This window comes from Cohnella sp. SGD-V74 (assembly GCF_003001675.1).
Taxonomy (GTDB): domain Bacteria; phylum Bacillota; class Bacilli; order Paenibacillales; family Paenibacillaceae; genus Cohnella.
The window spans coordinates 264,523-279,400 of record NZ_PVYW01000006.1 but is presented as its reverse complement, the minus strand read 5'-3'; the positions used below and the strand labels follow the sequence as shown (position 1 = coordinate 279,400).

Annotated in this window: 9 protein-coding genes; 8 read left to right on the top strand and 1 reads right to left on the bottom strand. The window is 56.8% G+C overall.

Annotated features, from left to right (window positions below):
- Positions 1–70: 70 nt before the first annotated feature.
- The gene (locus tag B0G52_RS11965; RefSeq protein ID WP_369827047.1) at positions 71–979 is read left to right on the top strand and encodes a LysR family transcriptional regulator; all 909 of its coding nucleotides are present in this window, start codon (positions 71–73) and stop codon (positions 977–979) included.
- Here the strand turns inward: B0G52_RS11965 and B0G52_RS11960 are convergent.
- A complete protein-coding gene (locus tag B0G52_RS11960) occupies positions 966–2,048 on the bottom strand; it encodes a polysaccharide deacetylase family protein (protein ID WP_094044457.1) in 1,083 nt (360 codons plus the stop codon). The genes B0G52_RS11965 and B0G52_RS11960 overlap by 14 nt on opposite strands.
- A gap of 319 nt (positions 2,049–2,367) precedes the next feature.
- On the opposite strand from B0G52_RS11960, the gene B0G52_RS11955 reads away from it, so the two are divergent.
- The 7 genes from B0G52_RS11955 to B0G52_RS11925 all read left to right on the top strand — a co-directional run bounded on the left by B0G52_RS11955 (position 2,368) and on the right by B0G52_RS11925 (position 14,850).
- A complete protein-coding gene (locus B0G52_RS11955; RefSeq protein ID WP_094044455.1) occupies positions 2,368–4,149 on the top strand; it encodes an ABC transporter ATP-binding protein in 1,782 nt (593 codons plus the stop codon).
- 248 nt (positions 4,150–4,397) lie between these two features.
- The gene (locus B0G52_RS11950; RefSeq protein WP_094044453.1) at positions 4,398–4,718 is read left to right on the top strand and encodes a rhodanese-like domain-containing protein; all 321 of its coding nucleotides are present in this window, start codon (positions 4,398–4,400) and stop codon (positions 4,716–4,718) included.
- A gap of 28 nt (positions 4,719–4,746) precedes the next feature.
- Positions 4,747–6,405 carry an FAD-dependent oxidoreductase gene (locus tag B0G52_RS11945; RefSeq protein WP_094044451.1) on the top strand — a complete coding sequence of 553 codons (1,659 nt, stop codon included), beginning with the start codon at positions 4,747–4,749 and terminating at the stop codon, positions 6,403–6,405.
- A 219-nt stretch (positions 6,406–6,624) separates the two neighbouring features.
- On the top strand, positions 6,625–10,638 hold the full coding sequence (locus B0G52_RS36540; RefSeq protein WP_158223676.1) for a LuxR C-terminal-related transcriptional regulator: 4,014 nt from the start codon (positions 6,625–6,627) through the stop codon (positions 10,636–10,638).
- Positions 10,639–10,775: 137 nt separating this feature from the next.
- Positions 10,776–12,611 carry a DUF2207 domain-containing protein gene (locus B0G52_RS11935; protein ID WP_094044448.1) on the top strand — a complete coding sequence of 612 codons (1,836 nt, stop codon included), beginning with the start codon at positions 10,776–10,778 and terminating at the stop codon, positions 12,609–12,611.
- 39 nt (positions 12,612–12,650) lie between these two features.
- The gene (locus B0G52_RS11930; RefSeq protein WP_198960635.1) at positions 12,651–13,199 is read left to right on the top strand and encodes a LemA family protein; all 549 of its coding nucleotides are present in this window, start codon (positions 12,651–12,653) and stop codon (positions 13,197–13,199) included.
- Positions 13,200–13,407: 208 nt separating this feature from the next.
- Positions 13,408–14,850, top strand: coding sequence for a serine hydrolase domain-containing protein (locus tag B0G52_RS11925; RefSeq protein ID WP_158223675.1), 1,443 nt, complete (start codon positions 13,408–13,410; stop codon positions 14,848–14,850).
- Positions 14,851–14,878: the final 28 nt, after the last annotated feature.

The following is a 14,878-nucleotide window of genomic DNA, read 5'->3' as shown; positions in this document are numbered from 1 at the left end:
TATTGTAAAATCATAGTAATGTTTTATAAAATCGAACTATATCAATGAATAGTTTTGAAAATATAAACCAATGGTGATGACAATGGATATCCGAGCCTTAAAGACTTTCGAGGCATGCGTGCGTCTTGGACATTTTCTGAAAGCTGCCGAGGAGCTTCAATATGCGCCTTCTACGGTAACCCTTCAGATTCAGCGTCTCGAAGCGGATCTGGACGTTTCCTTATTCGTGCGCGACGGCAAACGCATGATCGCGACCGAAGCCGGCCGCTGGCTCTATCAGGAGGCTTCGGTTTTGCTGAAGTCGATCGGAGCGATGCGGCAGACCGTCTCGGATATTGCGGCGGGAGATAGCGGCTCGGTGCGGTTTGCCGCTGTCGAGCCCATCGCAAGCCAGCAACTGGCGACCCTTGTAGCCGACTTTTGCAGGGAGCGACCGAGAGTGGAGCTAACTATGGAAGTTAGCGGCAGCAGATCGATCGCGGAGAGGGTTCGGGCCGGCGAACTGGATTTCGGCGTTTGCTCGTCTCCGCCCTCGAAGCTCATGCTGGCGTTCGAGCCGCTGATTGAGGAGCGATTAGGAGTCATGTTAAACATGAATCACCCGTTAGCCGATCGAGACAGCATCTCCGCGAGCGATCTCGAAGGGCTAACTATTCTGGTCAAAGAGCCGACTTGTATTTATCGGGAGCTGTGGGAAACGACGATTCATCCGACTCGGCAAAACCAATTCTCTTATATGGAGGTTGGAAGCTTCTTTGTCATTCAACAAATGGTGAAGGCGGAGTTCGGCATCGGGATTGTTCCGATTTACAGCAGCCTCGAACAGGAAGGCTCCCTGGTCATAAGGCCGATAGCCGATCTCGAGCCTGTCGTCACTATAGGCATTGCTTATAGAGATAAAAACTTCCTGGGGAAAGCGGCATTGTTCTTAATGGAGGCAATCAGGAGCATCGGACGGCCATCCCTTAATCTTGCGTGACAATCTCCGCTTCGAGACCCAGTTGTTCGCACAGCTTGTGGATACGGCGCATGTCCTGTGAGGCGGTAACCCACTTGCAGCCGAAGGCTGATGCCTCGTGAGCCGCCCATTGCAGGATATACACCAAAGCATCTGCATGAGCTTCCTTCGCAGCGAAGTCCTCCAGCACCAGCGCGTCGCCGCGGACCGTAGCGCGCACGTATGCCCAGTGCTGACCGGCAAAGCTGCGGGCGACAAAACGCGTGTCGTCATCCCACTGGACAGGGGTGGAGAGGGCTTGCAGCCATTTGCTATAGGCGCCGGCCCCTGTCGGGGCTTTCGGATTTCCCCATTCCAGTGAATCGGCGGCCAGCTTTTGCAATTCATCGTCCCCGGCTACGGGCTTCCACTGCTCGCTAAGGAAAGAACCTTGGACAGCCGGTCGGAAGCGGACTTGCCAGCTGCGTTCTCCCGTTGGGATGCCATTCGCACGAAGCAGTTCGGATACGGAAACCGCGGCAAAACCTCTGTCGCGAGTATGGCGTACAAGCGATTTGACGGCTTGCGGCGTCTCTTTGGCGATTTCATTGGCATGGAACATAAAGATCGCCCCGTTAACCAGCTTAGGGATCACCCGCTCTACAAGCTGCGCGCTTGGCGGCCCCGACCAGTCGACCGTATCCTCCCCTTCGATGAGCAGATAGTTCCACTCCCGCAGCCACTCCATATTTTCATCCCGGTAAGAGGCGTAAGGAAAACGTATGAGGGCCGGAACCGGCCTTCCGGTTGCTTCTTGGTAAGCGAGCTCGGCCAGCCTCAGCTCTTCGAAGAAGACGGCTTTGGTCACATCCGCCATTCTGCGGTGATGGTAGGTATGCGTTGCCAGCTCATGGCCTCTGGCCAGCATCTCTCTTGCTTTCGCAGGGTGCCGATCGAACCACTCGCCTGTCAAAAAAAACGTCCCGCAAGCGCCTCCCTGCTCCAAGGCATCCAGCCATGGGTCAATCGAAATCCGCATCGGACCGTCATCGAATGTAAAGGCACAGTGAGCCGCCTCCGGATTGCCGCGAGTTATTCCCGAGATTGTCATTCCACATCCTCCTTCTGAGGTATCCTTCCGACAGGATCCTGTTGACTCTATTGTAGAATTATCAGAAATGTTTTGTAAAATTGAATAATGTGAATGAATGATTCGAATATATTAAATCAATGTGCTGTTCTGAAACGAGAGAGCGAGTTGGAACTACATTGATGTAAAAGCTTAAAGCAATGTGACGGAATATTCCTGGTCGAACAGCGACGTACAAGGACTGTACTCCGATAAACCTTGTGACTTGCATCAATGTTATAAAATGGATTATTGAGGAGGAATTGCTAAGCGAAAAAACTGGTTTTGGAGGGTGGAATAGATGGAAACGAATGAAAAGGACTCGGCCAAAGGGAAGATTCAAAGAACTACGGTGACCTACTTTGTCAGATTGCTTCGCGAAACGGGTTTTCCGAAGCTGGTGCTCGGCACGGCCGTTGTGTTAAGCATCGCATCGTCGCTTATCGGTCTTGTCGTGCCTTTGATTACGGGCGATCTGATCGACAATTTCTCGAAGGATACGCTGAACAGAAATTCGATTCTGCTGTTGGCGGTCATCTTTGTCGCGGAAGCGATCACGGGCGGCCTGTCGTATTACATGCTGGCGTTCGTCGGGAACCGCGTCGTCAATAAAATGTGCAAGAGGCTGTGGGACAAGGTGCTGTCGCTGCCGGTTCCGTTCTTCGACCGATATCGGTCGGCGGATACGATGAGCAGAGTGACCAACGATACGAACGAGATCAAGACGCTCATCACCGATCATTTGATTGCGTTCAGCTCGAACGTGCTGACGGTAGTCGGCGCCGTCGCGATCCTGTTCTATATCGACTGGCAGATGACTTTGATCATTTTGCTCGCGGTACCGCTCGGCTTCGGCATTCTGATGCCGATCGGCGGCAAGATGTACAAAATATCGATCAGCATGCACGAGCAGCTGGCGAAGCTGGCGTCGTTGCTGACGCAGGTCATCGGCGAGATCAGGCTGGTGAAGGCATCCAATGCCGAGACCAAGGAACAAAGCGGCGGATACGAGAAAATGGACAATCTGTTCCGCTTCGGAATGAAAGAGGCCAAAATCAATGCCGTGCTTATGCCCCTCATGTCCATGGTAATGGTCGCGCTGCTTGTCGTCATTATCGGCTACGGCGGCGTCAGAGTTTCTTCGGGAGCGCTCAGCGCGGGAGAGCTGGTATCGTTTATACTGCTGTTGTTCCAGATCATGTGGCCCTTCAGCCAATTCGCCACGTTCTATTCCCAATTGCAGAAGGTGATGGGCGTGACGGAACGTCTAAGGCTTATTCTCGAGTATGGCGCCGAACCGTCGCGCACCGGCGTTCCGGCTCCCAGGGAACAGCGCGATCTGAATTTCCGCGACGTAACGTTTGCTTATTCGGACAACGAGCCCGTTCTGCGCAATGTCTCCTTTACCGTGCCGGCCAATCAAATAACGGCGTTGGTCGGTCCCAGCGGAAGCGGGAAAACAACCGTCTTTTCTCTGCTTGAGCGATTTTACGAACCTGGCGGAGGTCTCATCGCGTACGGAGAAGAATCCATCAGGGCGTATGATCTGGATTCCTGGAGAGGCAAGATCGGCTATGTCTCGCAGGAGAGCACGCTGATGACCGGAACGATCCGCGAAAATATCATGTATGCTTGCGGAGCGGACGTGACGGAAGAAGAGATGATAGAAGCCGGCAAGCAGGCGTATGCGCACGAATTTATCAAGGCTTTGCCAAAAGGGTACGATACCGAGGTGGGGGAGAGAGGCATACAGTTGTCGGGAGGCCAGCGGCAGAGAGTGGCGATTGCGCGGGCGCTGCTGAGAAAACCGGATTTGCTTATTTTGGACGAGGCAACGGCCAGTCTGGACAGCGATTCCGAGCATGAAGTTCAGAAGGCGCTGAACCATCTGATGAACGACCGCACGACGATCGTCATCGCCCATCGCTTGTCCACGGTGGTGGAAGCGGATCGGATTATCGTGCTGGAGCATGGCAAGGTGACCGGGATCGGCAAGCACGAACAGCTGCTTCAGACGCATCCGTCCTATATCGAGTGGGCCAGGAAGCAGTTCCAGGCCGGCAGCTCGTCGGAGGAAGTATAAAGCCGAGCGAGAATCAGGGATTCACCTGATTCTCGCCCGGCTTTACTCTAATTATTGCCCGATAGGCGCTTGTTGCGCTCTCATGGTCGCCGGACGGCCGATCGCTTGACAATGCGTCCCAAGCTTTGTATGATTTTTATATACCCATAAGGGTATATATTTTCGACATCTAACATACCATATGGGGTATATAGGATTGTTCGAAATCCAATCCAATCTTTTATTTTAGCTTAGGGAGCGTGGGCAGCTTGGCGGGAAAATATTCGAAAGAAATACGGCCCGAAGAAGTAAAGGAACGTTTGGCAAAAGGCGAGAGGCTGTTAATTCTCGATGTACGGGAGCCGGAGGAATGGGCAATCGGCCATATCCCCGGAGCCAAACATCTGCCGCTCGTATCGATCATGAGCCGGCGCGGGGAGTTGGATCGTTCGGCGTCGTACATCGTCGTGTGCCGCAGCGGGAATCGCAGCGGACTGGCTTGCGAGCTTCTTGAGGAGTTGGGCTTCCACGCAATCAATATGTCCGGAGGCATGTCCGGCTGGACAGGAGAAATCGCATACGGAATTTAACACTTTAGAGCGGGCAGGTGAACTGATAATGGCAAAGAAGGTTCTCATCGTAGGCGGCGTTGCCGGCGGAGCGTCCGCTGCAGCCCGGCTTAGGAGACTGGACGAGGAAGCGGAGATCGTTCTGTTCGAGCGCGGCGCCCACATCTCGTTCGCGAACTGCGGACTTCCTTATTACATCGGAGAGAAGATTCAAGACCGCTCCAAGCTGCTGGTGCAAACGCCTGAGAGCATGAAGGCGCGATTCAACCTCGACGTTCGGACCCATAGCGAAGTGACGAAAGTCGACGTGAAGGAGAAGACGGTTACGGTAAACAGCAAAACCCGGGGAGTCTATCAAGAGAGTTACGATGATTTGATTTTGTCTCCCGGAGCCAAGCCGCTGAAGCCGCCGATTCCGGGAATGGAGAGCGAGCGAATCTTTACGCTGCGGAATATGGCGGATACGGATCGAATCAAATCTCAAGTCGACCGGGAAAATACCCGCAGCGCGATCGTCATCGGCGGAGGATATATCGGCGTAGAGATGGCGGAAAATCTCAGGCATCGGGGACTGGACGTTACTTTGGTCGAAGCGGCTCCCCATATTCTCGCGCCTTTTGACGCCGAGATGGCGGCGTTCGCGGAGAAGGAGCTTCAGGACAACGGGGTTCGGCTGCTGCTCGGAGACGGCGTTCAATCGTTCGCGGAGAAGAACGGAGGAATCGCGATCGTCTTGCAGAGCGGCAGGGAAATCGGCGCGGACATGGTCATTCTCGCCATTGGCGTAGCTCCGGATACCGGCTTCTTGCAGGATTCCGAAATCAAGCTGGGAGCCAGAGGCCATATTCTGGTGGACGAATCGATGCAGACCAGCTGCGAAGGCGTGTATGCGGTCGGAGATGCCGTCGAAGTCACGGATTACGTGTCCGGCGCGCCAACGGCGATTCCGCTGGCCGGGCCGGCGAACAAGCAGGGGCGTATCGCCGCCGATCGCATCTGCGGGCTGCCGTCCTCGTACAAAGGGACTCAAGGCACCGCCATTATCCAAATTTTCAGTCTGACTGGAGCAAGCACGGGAGCCAACGAACGGACGCTTGCGAGGCTGGCCGTTCCATACCGCTCGGTGTATGTTCATCCAAGCTCGCACGCCACGTATTATCCCGGTGCGAAGCCGATTGCCCTGAAACTGCTGTTTGACAACGAAGGGAAGATTCTTGGGGCGCAGGCGTTCGGAGCGGAAGGGGTCGACAAAAGAATCGACGTCATTGCGACCGTCCTCCGCCTGAAAGGCACCGTGCACGATCTTGCGGAGCTCGAGCTGACGTATGCGCCTCCGTTCTCGTCGGCTAAAGATCCGGTCAATATGGCGGGTTACCTGGCGCAAAACGTGTTAAGAGGTTTGACCGAGGCAGCGGCGCCGAAGGAGCTGGAATTGTACGATCCGGAGCGGCACATTCTCCTGGACGTAAGAACGGTTGCGGAGTACGACCAAGGGCATATAGAGGGAGCGCGGCATATTCCGGTCGACGACCTGCGAAGCAGAATCGGGGAACTGGACCCGGAGAAAGAAATTTGGGCGTACTGCGCCGTTGGCATGAGAGGGTACATTGCCTCTCGAATTCTGAAACAAAGAGGGTTTAGAGTAAAAAACGTAACGGGAGGCTATCGAAGCTACTCTATGTGGAAGTTCGTTCCCGGTGATCGGTAATCGCGTAATATCAGAGGCAGCCCTGCGGGGTTGCCTCATTTCTTTAGTATCTCTCGTAAATTCGTTTAAGCTATAATGATAGGGACTGTATGATCGCTTAAACGACTACACAACTAACGGGGATAATGTTTAATGTCCATAATCACCTCAAGATCGATATCAAGCTTGTTGCGGGACAGTGCACTTCCCATAGATTTGTTTCTGAAGCTGGGCATCCGGATGGCGGAGATTATTCACGATGCGCACGTTCGGAACGGGATGATCGCCGATTTGCAGCTGGCCGACTTCTCCGTACAGCCTGATTCCGTGGTGGAGTGGGCGCCTTCCGCTGCGGGGAATCCGGCCTACGGGGCTCCGGAGCAGCTTGGCCTGGGCCGACGACCGGACGAGCGCAGCGATCTGTACGCATTCGGAGCGATGCTGTACGAGATGCTGACCGGACGACTGCCGGTCGAGCCGGAGGAAGATCAGACCTGGGAGGAAGCGCATCTGATCCATCCGCCGCGCCCCTTCCCGCCGGCTCTCCTCGAAGCGGCGGGGCCGATCTGCCGGATTGTGGAGAGAGCGCTGGAGAAATCGCCTAAGGCCCGTTACCAGACGGCGTACGGCATGCTGATGGATCTCCGGCAGTGCCGGGAGAAGCCGGGGCTCTCCGAGGATGAGCTGTTTAAGTTTGACGGGCGGAGCCGGCTGGCCGGGCCGAAGCGCGTCCTGGGCAGACAAGAGGAGCTGGCTGAATTGAACCGGCTTTTCCTGGCGGCCCGTAAGGAGCCGCAAGTGGTCGCGGTAACGGGCGCTTGCGGGATAGGCAAAAGCCGATTGATGAGGGAATGGAAGCGGCAACTGCTGCGAGAAGGACATTTGGCCGCTCTGGTGTCCGCTCTGGATACGGGTGAACGGAGAGGATTGCTGGAGCAAGCAGAGGAGCAATGGCTGCGGCAGGGGCTGTGCCTGTGCCTTCAGGACGAACCGATCATGCGAACATCCGCTACGGAGGCTGAGTCGCAGCAGATACGCGTCTTGATCGTCGACGATGTGGAACAAGCGGCCCCGTCCGTCATCGGCGAGGCATACGGCTGGCTGGGACGAATGGAGAACGGAGGACTGCTGGCGCTTCTCCGCTCCGACGGCGAGGTCGGCGGCAATATCGGATACGAGGCTGCTGGCTCTGCGACAGTACCGGCAGCCGCTCTTCCCTTGAAGCCTCTCGATTATGAGCATGTGTTGGAGTGGCTGTCCGGCGCGCTTCACGAGCGATCGCCTCGCGTGCGGGTGCTGGCGGGAGCTTTGCAGCAGTGGAGCGGAGGCGTTCCGCGGGAAATAGAGACGCATCTGGAGAGATGGCATGCCGAAGGCAGCTTGTCCTATCATTTCGAACGCCATCGCTGGGAGTGGACGGAGGAACTGATCGCCGAAGCGCCAGTCTCCGAAGGGTATATGCAGTCGATGGACGATCTGCTCGAACGGCTGCCGGGCGAACGGGTCGAGATGCTGACTGCTGCGGCGTTGATCGGGCCTCGTTTTTCGAGGTGTGTGCTGAACGAACTGCTGGACCGCGATGAGGAAGAGCTGCGAACGTGGATGGATAAAGCCCAGGAATCGGGAATCGTCAGCTTGGAGGAGGGGAGCGGAGACGGGTATTTGTTCCTGTCCGCCTATGTTCAGTCCAAGCTGTATCAGAGGATTCCGGAGGAAGAGCGAAGCGTCCGGCACTGCCGGGTCGGGGATGCCTATGACCGGCTTGAGGGGGAAGAGGCTCGCGAAACGGCGCGACGGCATCTGAATCTGGGAGCGGATCGATTGTCGGCGGATCGTCGCCGGGCATTGGCGGAGCGCAATTACGCGGCCGGCATGCTGGCCATGGAGAAGGGAAACCTGACTCAGGCGACGGAAGATTTCGAGCAAGCGCTCGGGCTTGCTCGGCAGGAAGGGGAGGAGCCGGACGAACTCGCTTGCAGGATCGGGTACCGGCTCTACAACTTGCTGCACTACAGAGGGGCGACGGAGCGGGCGGCCGAAGGGTTCGTCTGGATTCGCAAGCATGCCGGCAAGCTGTCGATCGAAGATCGGCTGAACGCCTGCCTCTGTCAGCAGGATCTGTTTGCCGTGAACGAACCGGAGATCGCGCTTCGGCTCAGCCGTGAAACGATGGCGGCTTTCGGCTGGCTCCTTCCCGAGCGCGTGTCGCCGCTGAAAGCGTTGGCCGAAGCGGTGCGGGCGACGCTGGCGGCGCGCGGCATCGATTCGCGCGACGATCAGATCCCGGAAAATGAGAATTTCGAATATGTCGCGCAAGGCAAAATTCTGTTGGGCCTGATCTATCCGCTGAGCGTTGCCGATCCGGCGCTATTGCTCTATGTCTTCTCCCGCTTCGTCCGGCATGGGCTGACGAAAGGGCGCAACGATTATTTTCTGAACGTCCTGGATTGCTTCGAGTTTCTGCTGCAGCGCGGACTTCCCGGCATATACCGTCTCTGGCCCAAGCATCTGCGCACGGTGTGGAGCAGCGGTCTGCGGGTTCACCCAACCCAACAGCCCCGGCTGTTATTTATGAAGGGCATGATCGAGCAGCTCGAGCGCCCGGAGGAGACGGCTTCCATGATGGAGCGGGTGCTGCGCCAGACCAAGGAGCAGCATCAGGTGACCTTTTTTAATCTCACCGCAATTACGAGCTTGATCTCCGCTTGGGGAACGGCCAGGCAGTTGGAGGAGACGGTCGGGTATTTGGAACAGGAGGCGGGGCCTCTGCTGGATGCGACATCGATGCGCATGATTCGCCTCGTGAAGAGATATCTCCGTTCTTGCGAGGAGGACGGAGCTTGGGAGTTCTACACTCGCCCCGACAATCCGGAGGCGGAAGGGGAGCAGCCGGACAATTACGACTTCATCTTGCGCGCCGAACAAGCTTATTTGCACGGGCGCTACCCGGAGACGCTGCTCTTTGCCGAACAGGCGAAGAGCATGGAGCTGAAGATCGACTGGGTTCGCAATCGCAGGGTGCTTCTGTTCGAGACGCTGGCTCAAGCGGCCCTGTTCGCGGAAGGTACGGCGGCGCAGCGTCGGGCATGGGCCGGAGCGATCCGTCGGAGAATCAAGAAGATGGAAGCTTGGCAAGGCCCGTTCGGCCGGGACAGCTCCGCTTATTGGTTGATTCGGGCCGAATGGGCGAGAGTTAACCGGCACAACCGCGATGCCCTCCAGGCGTACGAACGGGCGGCAGCCTGCGCGAAGCACGAATTTCCAAGCGTTTTTCGACCGCTGTGTATGGAGAAGATGGCGCTGTATTATCGCGAGAAAGGCATGACGGCCGGCTCGTTAATCGCTTTGCTGGAAGCGATGTCCGCTTATTCCGCCTATGGCTATGCGGCCAAGCGGAATCGCCTGGAGCGGGAGCATCCCGACGTGGAGGCGTCGATTCGCTCGCTTCCCTCGCTCCGGGCAGGGAGCGCTGCGGAGGAGCCCCGGCATCCGAGGAGGAGACCGGACGGCCAAGCGGAATCTGGGCATCGCCCATTCGAGCCTCCCGCGGCGTTCAAGGTCATGCGACCCGAGGAGCTTCTCGCCGTTGCCTGTCGCAAAGCCGGCGCGGATCGCGGCATGATCGTAGCCGCTGCGGATGGAATGGAGCCTCGGCCTCTTGCCTATTACGGCGCCCGAGAACGGGAGGGAGCGGGGCTGGCTCAGGGAGTGCTGAGGGCGGCTGTCGGAAAGAAGCCCCCTGTAGTGCTGGAGGATGCGGAAGAGAGCGAATTCGCAGCGGACCCCCACATTGCGGCAGGCCGGGCAAAGTCGATTATTTGCTTGCCGATCGGCTTGCCGAGAATGCCTTCTCCCGCCGTCATGTACTTGGAGAACACGCGGATCGCCGAGGTCTTCACCGACAAAACCGCAGCTGACATCGAAGCGCTGGTCAAGAACTTCGCCTATCTGACCTTGTTCGAGGAGCCTTCGGAGGCGATCTGGGGAGTCTGGTCGGTCGAGAAGGACGCCGTGGCGCGTAACGCCGGGAACCCCGGAACGACCGGAGCACCGGAGCCGCCGCTGTCGGATCGGGAGACCGAAGTGCTGCGGGCGATCGCGGCCGGGTATTCGAACAAGGAGATCGCGGCTTTGCTGGCCATTACCGAGGCGACCGTCAAAACCCACACGCATCACTTGTACGGAAAGCTTGGCGTCAAGAGACGCGGCCAGGCGATCGCCAAAGCGCGGGACTTAAACCTCGCAGGTCCGTAATCCTCGGCGAATACGAGCGAAAGGCGGCCGCCGTCTCCTTTTTCATACATAATTCGACAAAATCAAACGAAAGTTTGATGACTTTGTCCTCCTTTTCTACTATGATAGCGACAGCGAAACGTTAGAGGAGGCAGGCAGTGGGAGCAGCAATCCGGGCTACGTTCAAAGCCGCCACAGGCGGCCAGAAGCGCATCATCGCAGTGGCCATAGTCGTCGCCGGCCTTTTCTATTCACTCCTCTTGCCCCTGCTTGCCCAACCGGCACGCGCAGAGGATCGTTCGTTCGAAATCAGCGAGGTCGAGATTCACGCCAGCATCGATCGCGACGGCAACATGCAGGTGACAGAACTGGATACCTACCATTTTAACGGTGCTTTTAACGGTGTTCTGGTGGATCTTAATTCTTCCGGTTCCGACGGGATTGAAGGTTTTCAGGCTTTCGAGGAGGCCGGGCAGCAGAGCATCCCGCTTGAATTCGAACAGACGGCCGATGGAGAAAAGCTCAATTATAAGGTTTACGCAAAATCCGAGAATGAAACGAAAGTGTTCCGCTATACCTATACCGTCAAGAACGTCGTGCAGGTCTATGCGGACACTTCCGAGCTCTACTGGAAGTTTTTCGACGAGACGAACCCCAGCGATCTGGGGAAGGTTCGCATCCGTGTCGAACTGCCGGAAGGCGCCGAGCGGGAGCGGGTTCAGGCGTTCGGTCACGGACCGGCAAGCGGAACCTTGGACATCGAAGACCGGGGCGTTGTCCGTTTTGAGATGAGCCCGCTGCCGTCCGGAGAGATGCTGGAAGTGAGGGTGCTGTTCCCGGTCTCCTACGTTCCCGGCAGCGCGAAGGTGAGTCCGGAAGCGATGCTGGAACGGATTCTGGAAGAGGAACGCAGATGGGCCGATCCCCACGCCGATCGGTACGAGGATGAGATCAATCCGTACAGCGATCCCAGTCTCTACGGCGCTCTTGTCCTGCTGATCGCGAATCTGGTCGGCGGTACTCTCGTATATCGCAAATACGCTGCAAAGTACAAGCCGGACTGGAAGGGCAAATACTATCGCGAGCTTCCCGGCGACGTAACGCCTGCCGTCGTGAGTTACTTGATGAACTACCGTGTGGCTTCCAGGGATCTCATCGCCACGTTGATGGATCTGGTCAGAAAGCGGTGTGTGTCCATGCAAGCCGTCGAGCCGGATGAGGGAAGTCGGAGTGTCTTCCGGTTTCGTCGGAAAAAGCCGGATTACCTGTTTCGCCTTGGCGTGTACGCGAGCAAACTGAGTCCTCACGAGAATCTGTTGATCAGATGGTTCTTTCGAAAAATTGGACGCAGCGGAAAAGTGTGGCTGTCAGATATTCGCGAACAAGCCGAGGAGAAGGAGGATGCCGCCGCCTTTGTCAAGCAATGGACCGAGTGGAAGGGAGCGGTGGCAAAAGCCGCAGATCCATATATCGAAACTCGCCGTCCGGGTGTGCGCAGATCTATACTTGGTGTCGCCTTGCTGCAATTTTTCGGATTTTTATTTCTGGCGCCCGAGGATTGGAAATGGTTGATGTTCTGCGCCATTCCGTTGTGCTTCTTCATGCCTCCGAAACGACGGCGTTCGCAAATGGGCCAGACCGAATTCGCGAAGTGGAAGGCGTTCAAGCGTTTCCTGCGCGACTACAGCCGGATTGCGTCACGGGAGCCGATGGCCGTTCACCTGTGGGAGCATTATTTCGTCTATGCGATCTCGCTCGGAGAAGCGAAAAGGATGATCGCGATCACCCGCGTGAACATTCCTGAAGAAGTGAGCGACCAAGGGATTATGGGGATCGGAACCGGCTACTATTATGCCGATTGGACCCATTCGTTCGATCAGGCGGTATCCGCTGCCGCGAAAACAGCGAACTCGTCGAGCGATTCCTCCGACGGCGGATTTTTCTCCGGAGGCGGTGGCGGCGGTGGCGGGGGAGGCGGCCGCGGAGCGTTCTGAGCTCGGATACTTTATACAAACTTATGAGGAGGAATACAGGTGGAACTTTACATTTGGCTTGCGGTCGGCGCAATCGTGCTTCTATGGATCGTCATTACGTATAACCGGTTTATCATACTCCGGAATCGGGTGCGGAACAATTGGTCGCAGGTGGACGTGGTGTTGAAAAATCGGTTCGATCTGATTCCCAATTTGGTCGAGACCGTATCGGGATATTCGGCGCACGAGAGAGAAACGCTCAGTCAAATGACCGAGTTGAGAACGAGGTACGCGTCGGCGGGTTCGGTGAACGAGAAAGCGGAAGCCAGCAGCGAGATGTCGTTGTTGCTCAGCAGGCTGATGGTCGTGGCGGAAAGCTATCCGGACTTGAAAGCGAGCGAGAATTTCCTCTACCTCAAGCAGCAGCTTGCCGAGATTGAGGATAAAATCCGCTATGCGAGACAGTTCTACAACGACACAGTGGAAGCTTTCAATACGGCGATCGCGGTGTTTCCGTCCAATCTCATCGCGAGTCTGTTCGGCTTCAGTGAGCAGCCCTTCTTCCAAATCGGCGAGGCGGAGAAAATCAATCCGCAGGTGAGGTTTTAAGCCGCAGCTTCATGACGGATTATCGTTATCACAAAGCTTGATCCTTCCTGTCGAAGCGTTAAGAGCCGAGAGAAGCTCCGGGTCAGTCCGGTTTCTTCTCGGCTTTTTTCTATACGAGCCTCCTGCCGGAATGATATAGTTTCAATAGACATCTACGATCGGCAGCAGCGGAATGGCAACCCTCATTCATGAACGGAGGAAACGGACAATGGAACAGGCGAAAATCAAGCTGCCGCGAAGCGCGGCGGAGTTGCAAGGCATACCGTTGGAAGCGATTACAGGATTTCTGGACAATCTCGCCGCTCAATCGATCGAAGCGCACAGCTTCATGATCGTGCGGAACGGACATGTCGTAGCCGAGGGGGCTTGGCAGCCTTATCGCATAGAGGATCGGCACATGCTGTTCTCCCTTAGCAAAAGCTTCACCTCGACGGCGATAGGCTTCGCGGCCTCGGAAGGGCTGCTGTCCCTTGACGATCGCGCGGTCCGCTATTTTCCCGAGGAACTTCCGGATGAGACGTCGCCGCTGCTGGAGGAGATGCGCATCCGCGATCTTCTGACGATGAGCACCGGACATGAGAAAGATACCGTGCCCCTCGGCAACGATCAGTACGGCGACAACTGGGCGAAGGAGATTTTGAGCCAGCCGGTCGTTCATCCGCCTGGTACCCATTTCGTCTACAACTCCGGGGCGACGTATCTTCTGGCCGTCATTTTGCATCGGGTAACCGGAGTTCCGCTATTGGAATATTTGGGGCCGCGCTTGTTCGAACCGCTGGGCATTTCGGACGCGACATGGGAGAAGTGTCCGCGAGGCTTTGCCGTCGGCGGCTGGGGATTGAGTATTGCCGTGGAGGATATCGCGAAGTTCGGCCTGCTTTATTTGCAGAACGGGATATGGGATGGAAAAAGGCTACTTCCGGAAGGCTGGGTGGAGGAAGCGACCTCCAAACACATCGACAACGGGAGCGACGCGGATAACGACTGGCATCAAGGATACGGGTATCAGTTCTGGCGATGCCGCCATGGCGCTTACCGCGGCGACGGCGCGTTCGGACAATTTTGCATCGTGCTGCCCGAACAGGCCGCGGTCATCGCGGTGACTTCGGGCACGGGCAACATGGGCGGCATCATGCAGGCAATTTGGGACAACCTGCTGCCGGCGATGGGGCCGGAGCCGGTCGTGGGGAATATGCGAGCGACGGAATCGCTGACGGAGCGGCTCAGGTCGCTGCGATATGATCCGCCGGCGGAGGAAGCAGCCAATCCGGCTGCCGAACAGCGAATGAACGGTGTGGTCTATCGGCTGGAAGCCAATTCGGCTCAGCTGGAATCGTTGGCTTTCTCATTCGGCGATGATCAGGTCCTCGTTACGATGGTTAATCCGAGGGGAGAGCAGCGCATTGCGGCGGGGCGAGGCGTCTGGCGGGAAAGCGTCTGTTCCTTGCTCGGCGACGCGGAGCTGAAGGTTGTCGCAAGCGTCGCATGGAGCGATCCGGAGACGATCAAGCTGACGCTGCGTTTCGTGGAGGCGCCGTTTACTTTCGACGTCGTCGTGCGTCCGAAGGAAGATGGAGCCATCGAGGTCGGGATGCATGAGCACGCCGGCAATAACGACTATCCGGCTATTTCGGGCAGTCCTCAGACATAAGAGAGCTGGGGGGTGTTTGAAACGAACG

Bases quoted from the DNA above. Each gene is read 5' to 3' on its own strand.
- B0G52_RS11965 (WP_369827047.1), top strand. From the start codon at position 71: ATGGTGATGACAATGGATATCCGAGCCTTAAAGACTTTCGAGGCATGC.
- B0G52_RS11960 (WP_094044457.1), bottom strand. From the start codon at position 2,048: ATGACAATCTCGGGAATAACTCGCGGCAATCCGGAGGCGGCTCACTGT.
- B0G52_RS11955 (WP_094044455.1), top strand. From the start codon at position 2,368: ATGGAAACGAATGAAAAGGACTCGGCCAAAGGGAAGATTCAAAGAACT.
- B0G52_RS11945 (WP_094044451.1), top strand. From the start codon at position 4,747: ATGGCAAAGAAGGTTCTCATCGTAGGCGGCGTTGCCGGCGGAGCGTCC.
- B0G52_RS36540 (WP_158223676.1), top strand. From the start codon at position 6,625: ATGGCGGAGATTATTCACGATGCGCACGTTCGGAACGGGATGATCGCC.
- B0G52_RS11925 (WP_158223675.1), top strand. From the start codon at position 13,408: ATGGAACAGGCGAAAATCAAGCTGCCGCGAAGCGCGGCGGAGTTGCAA.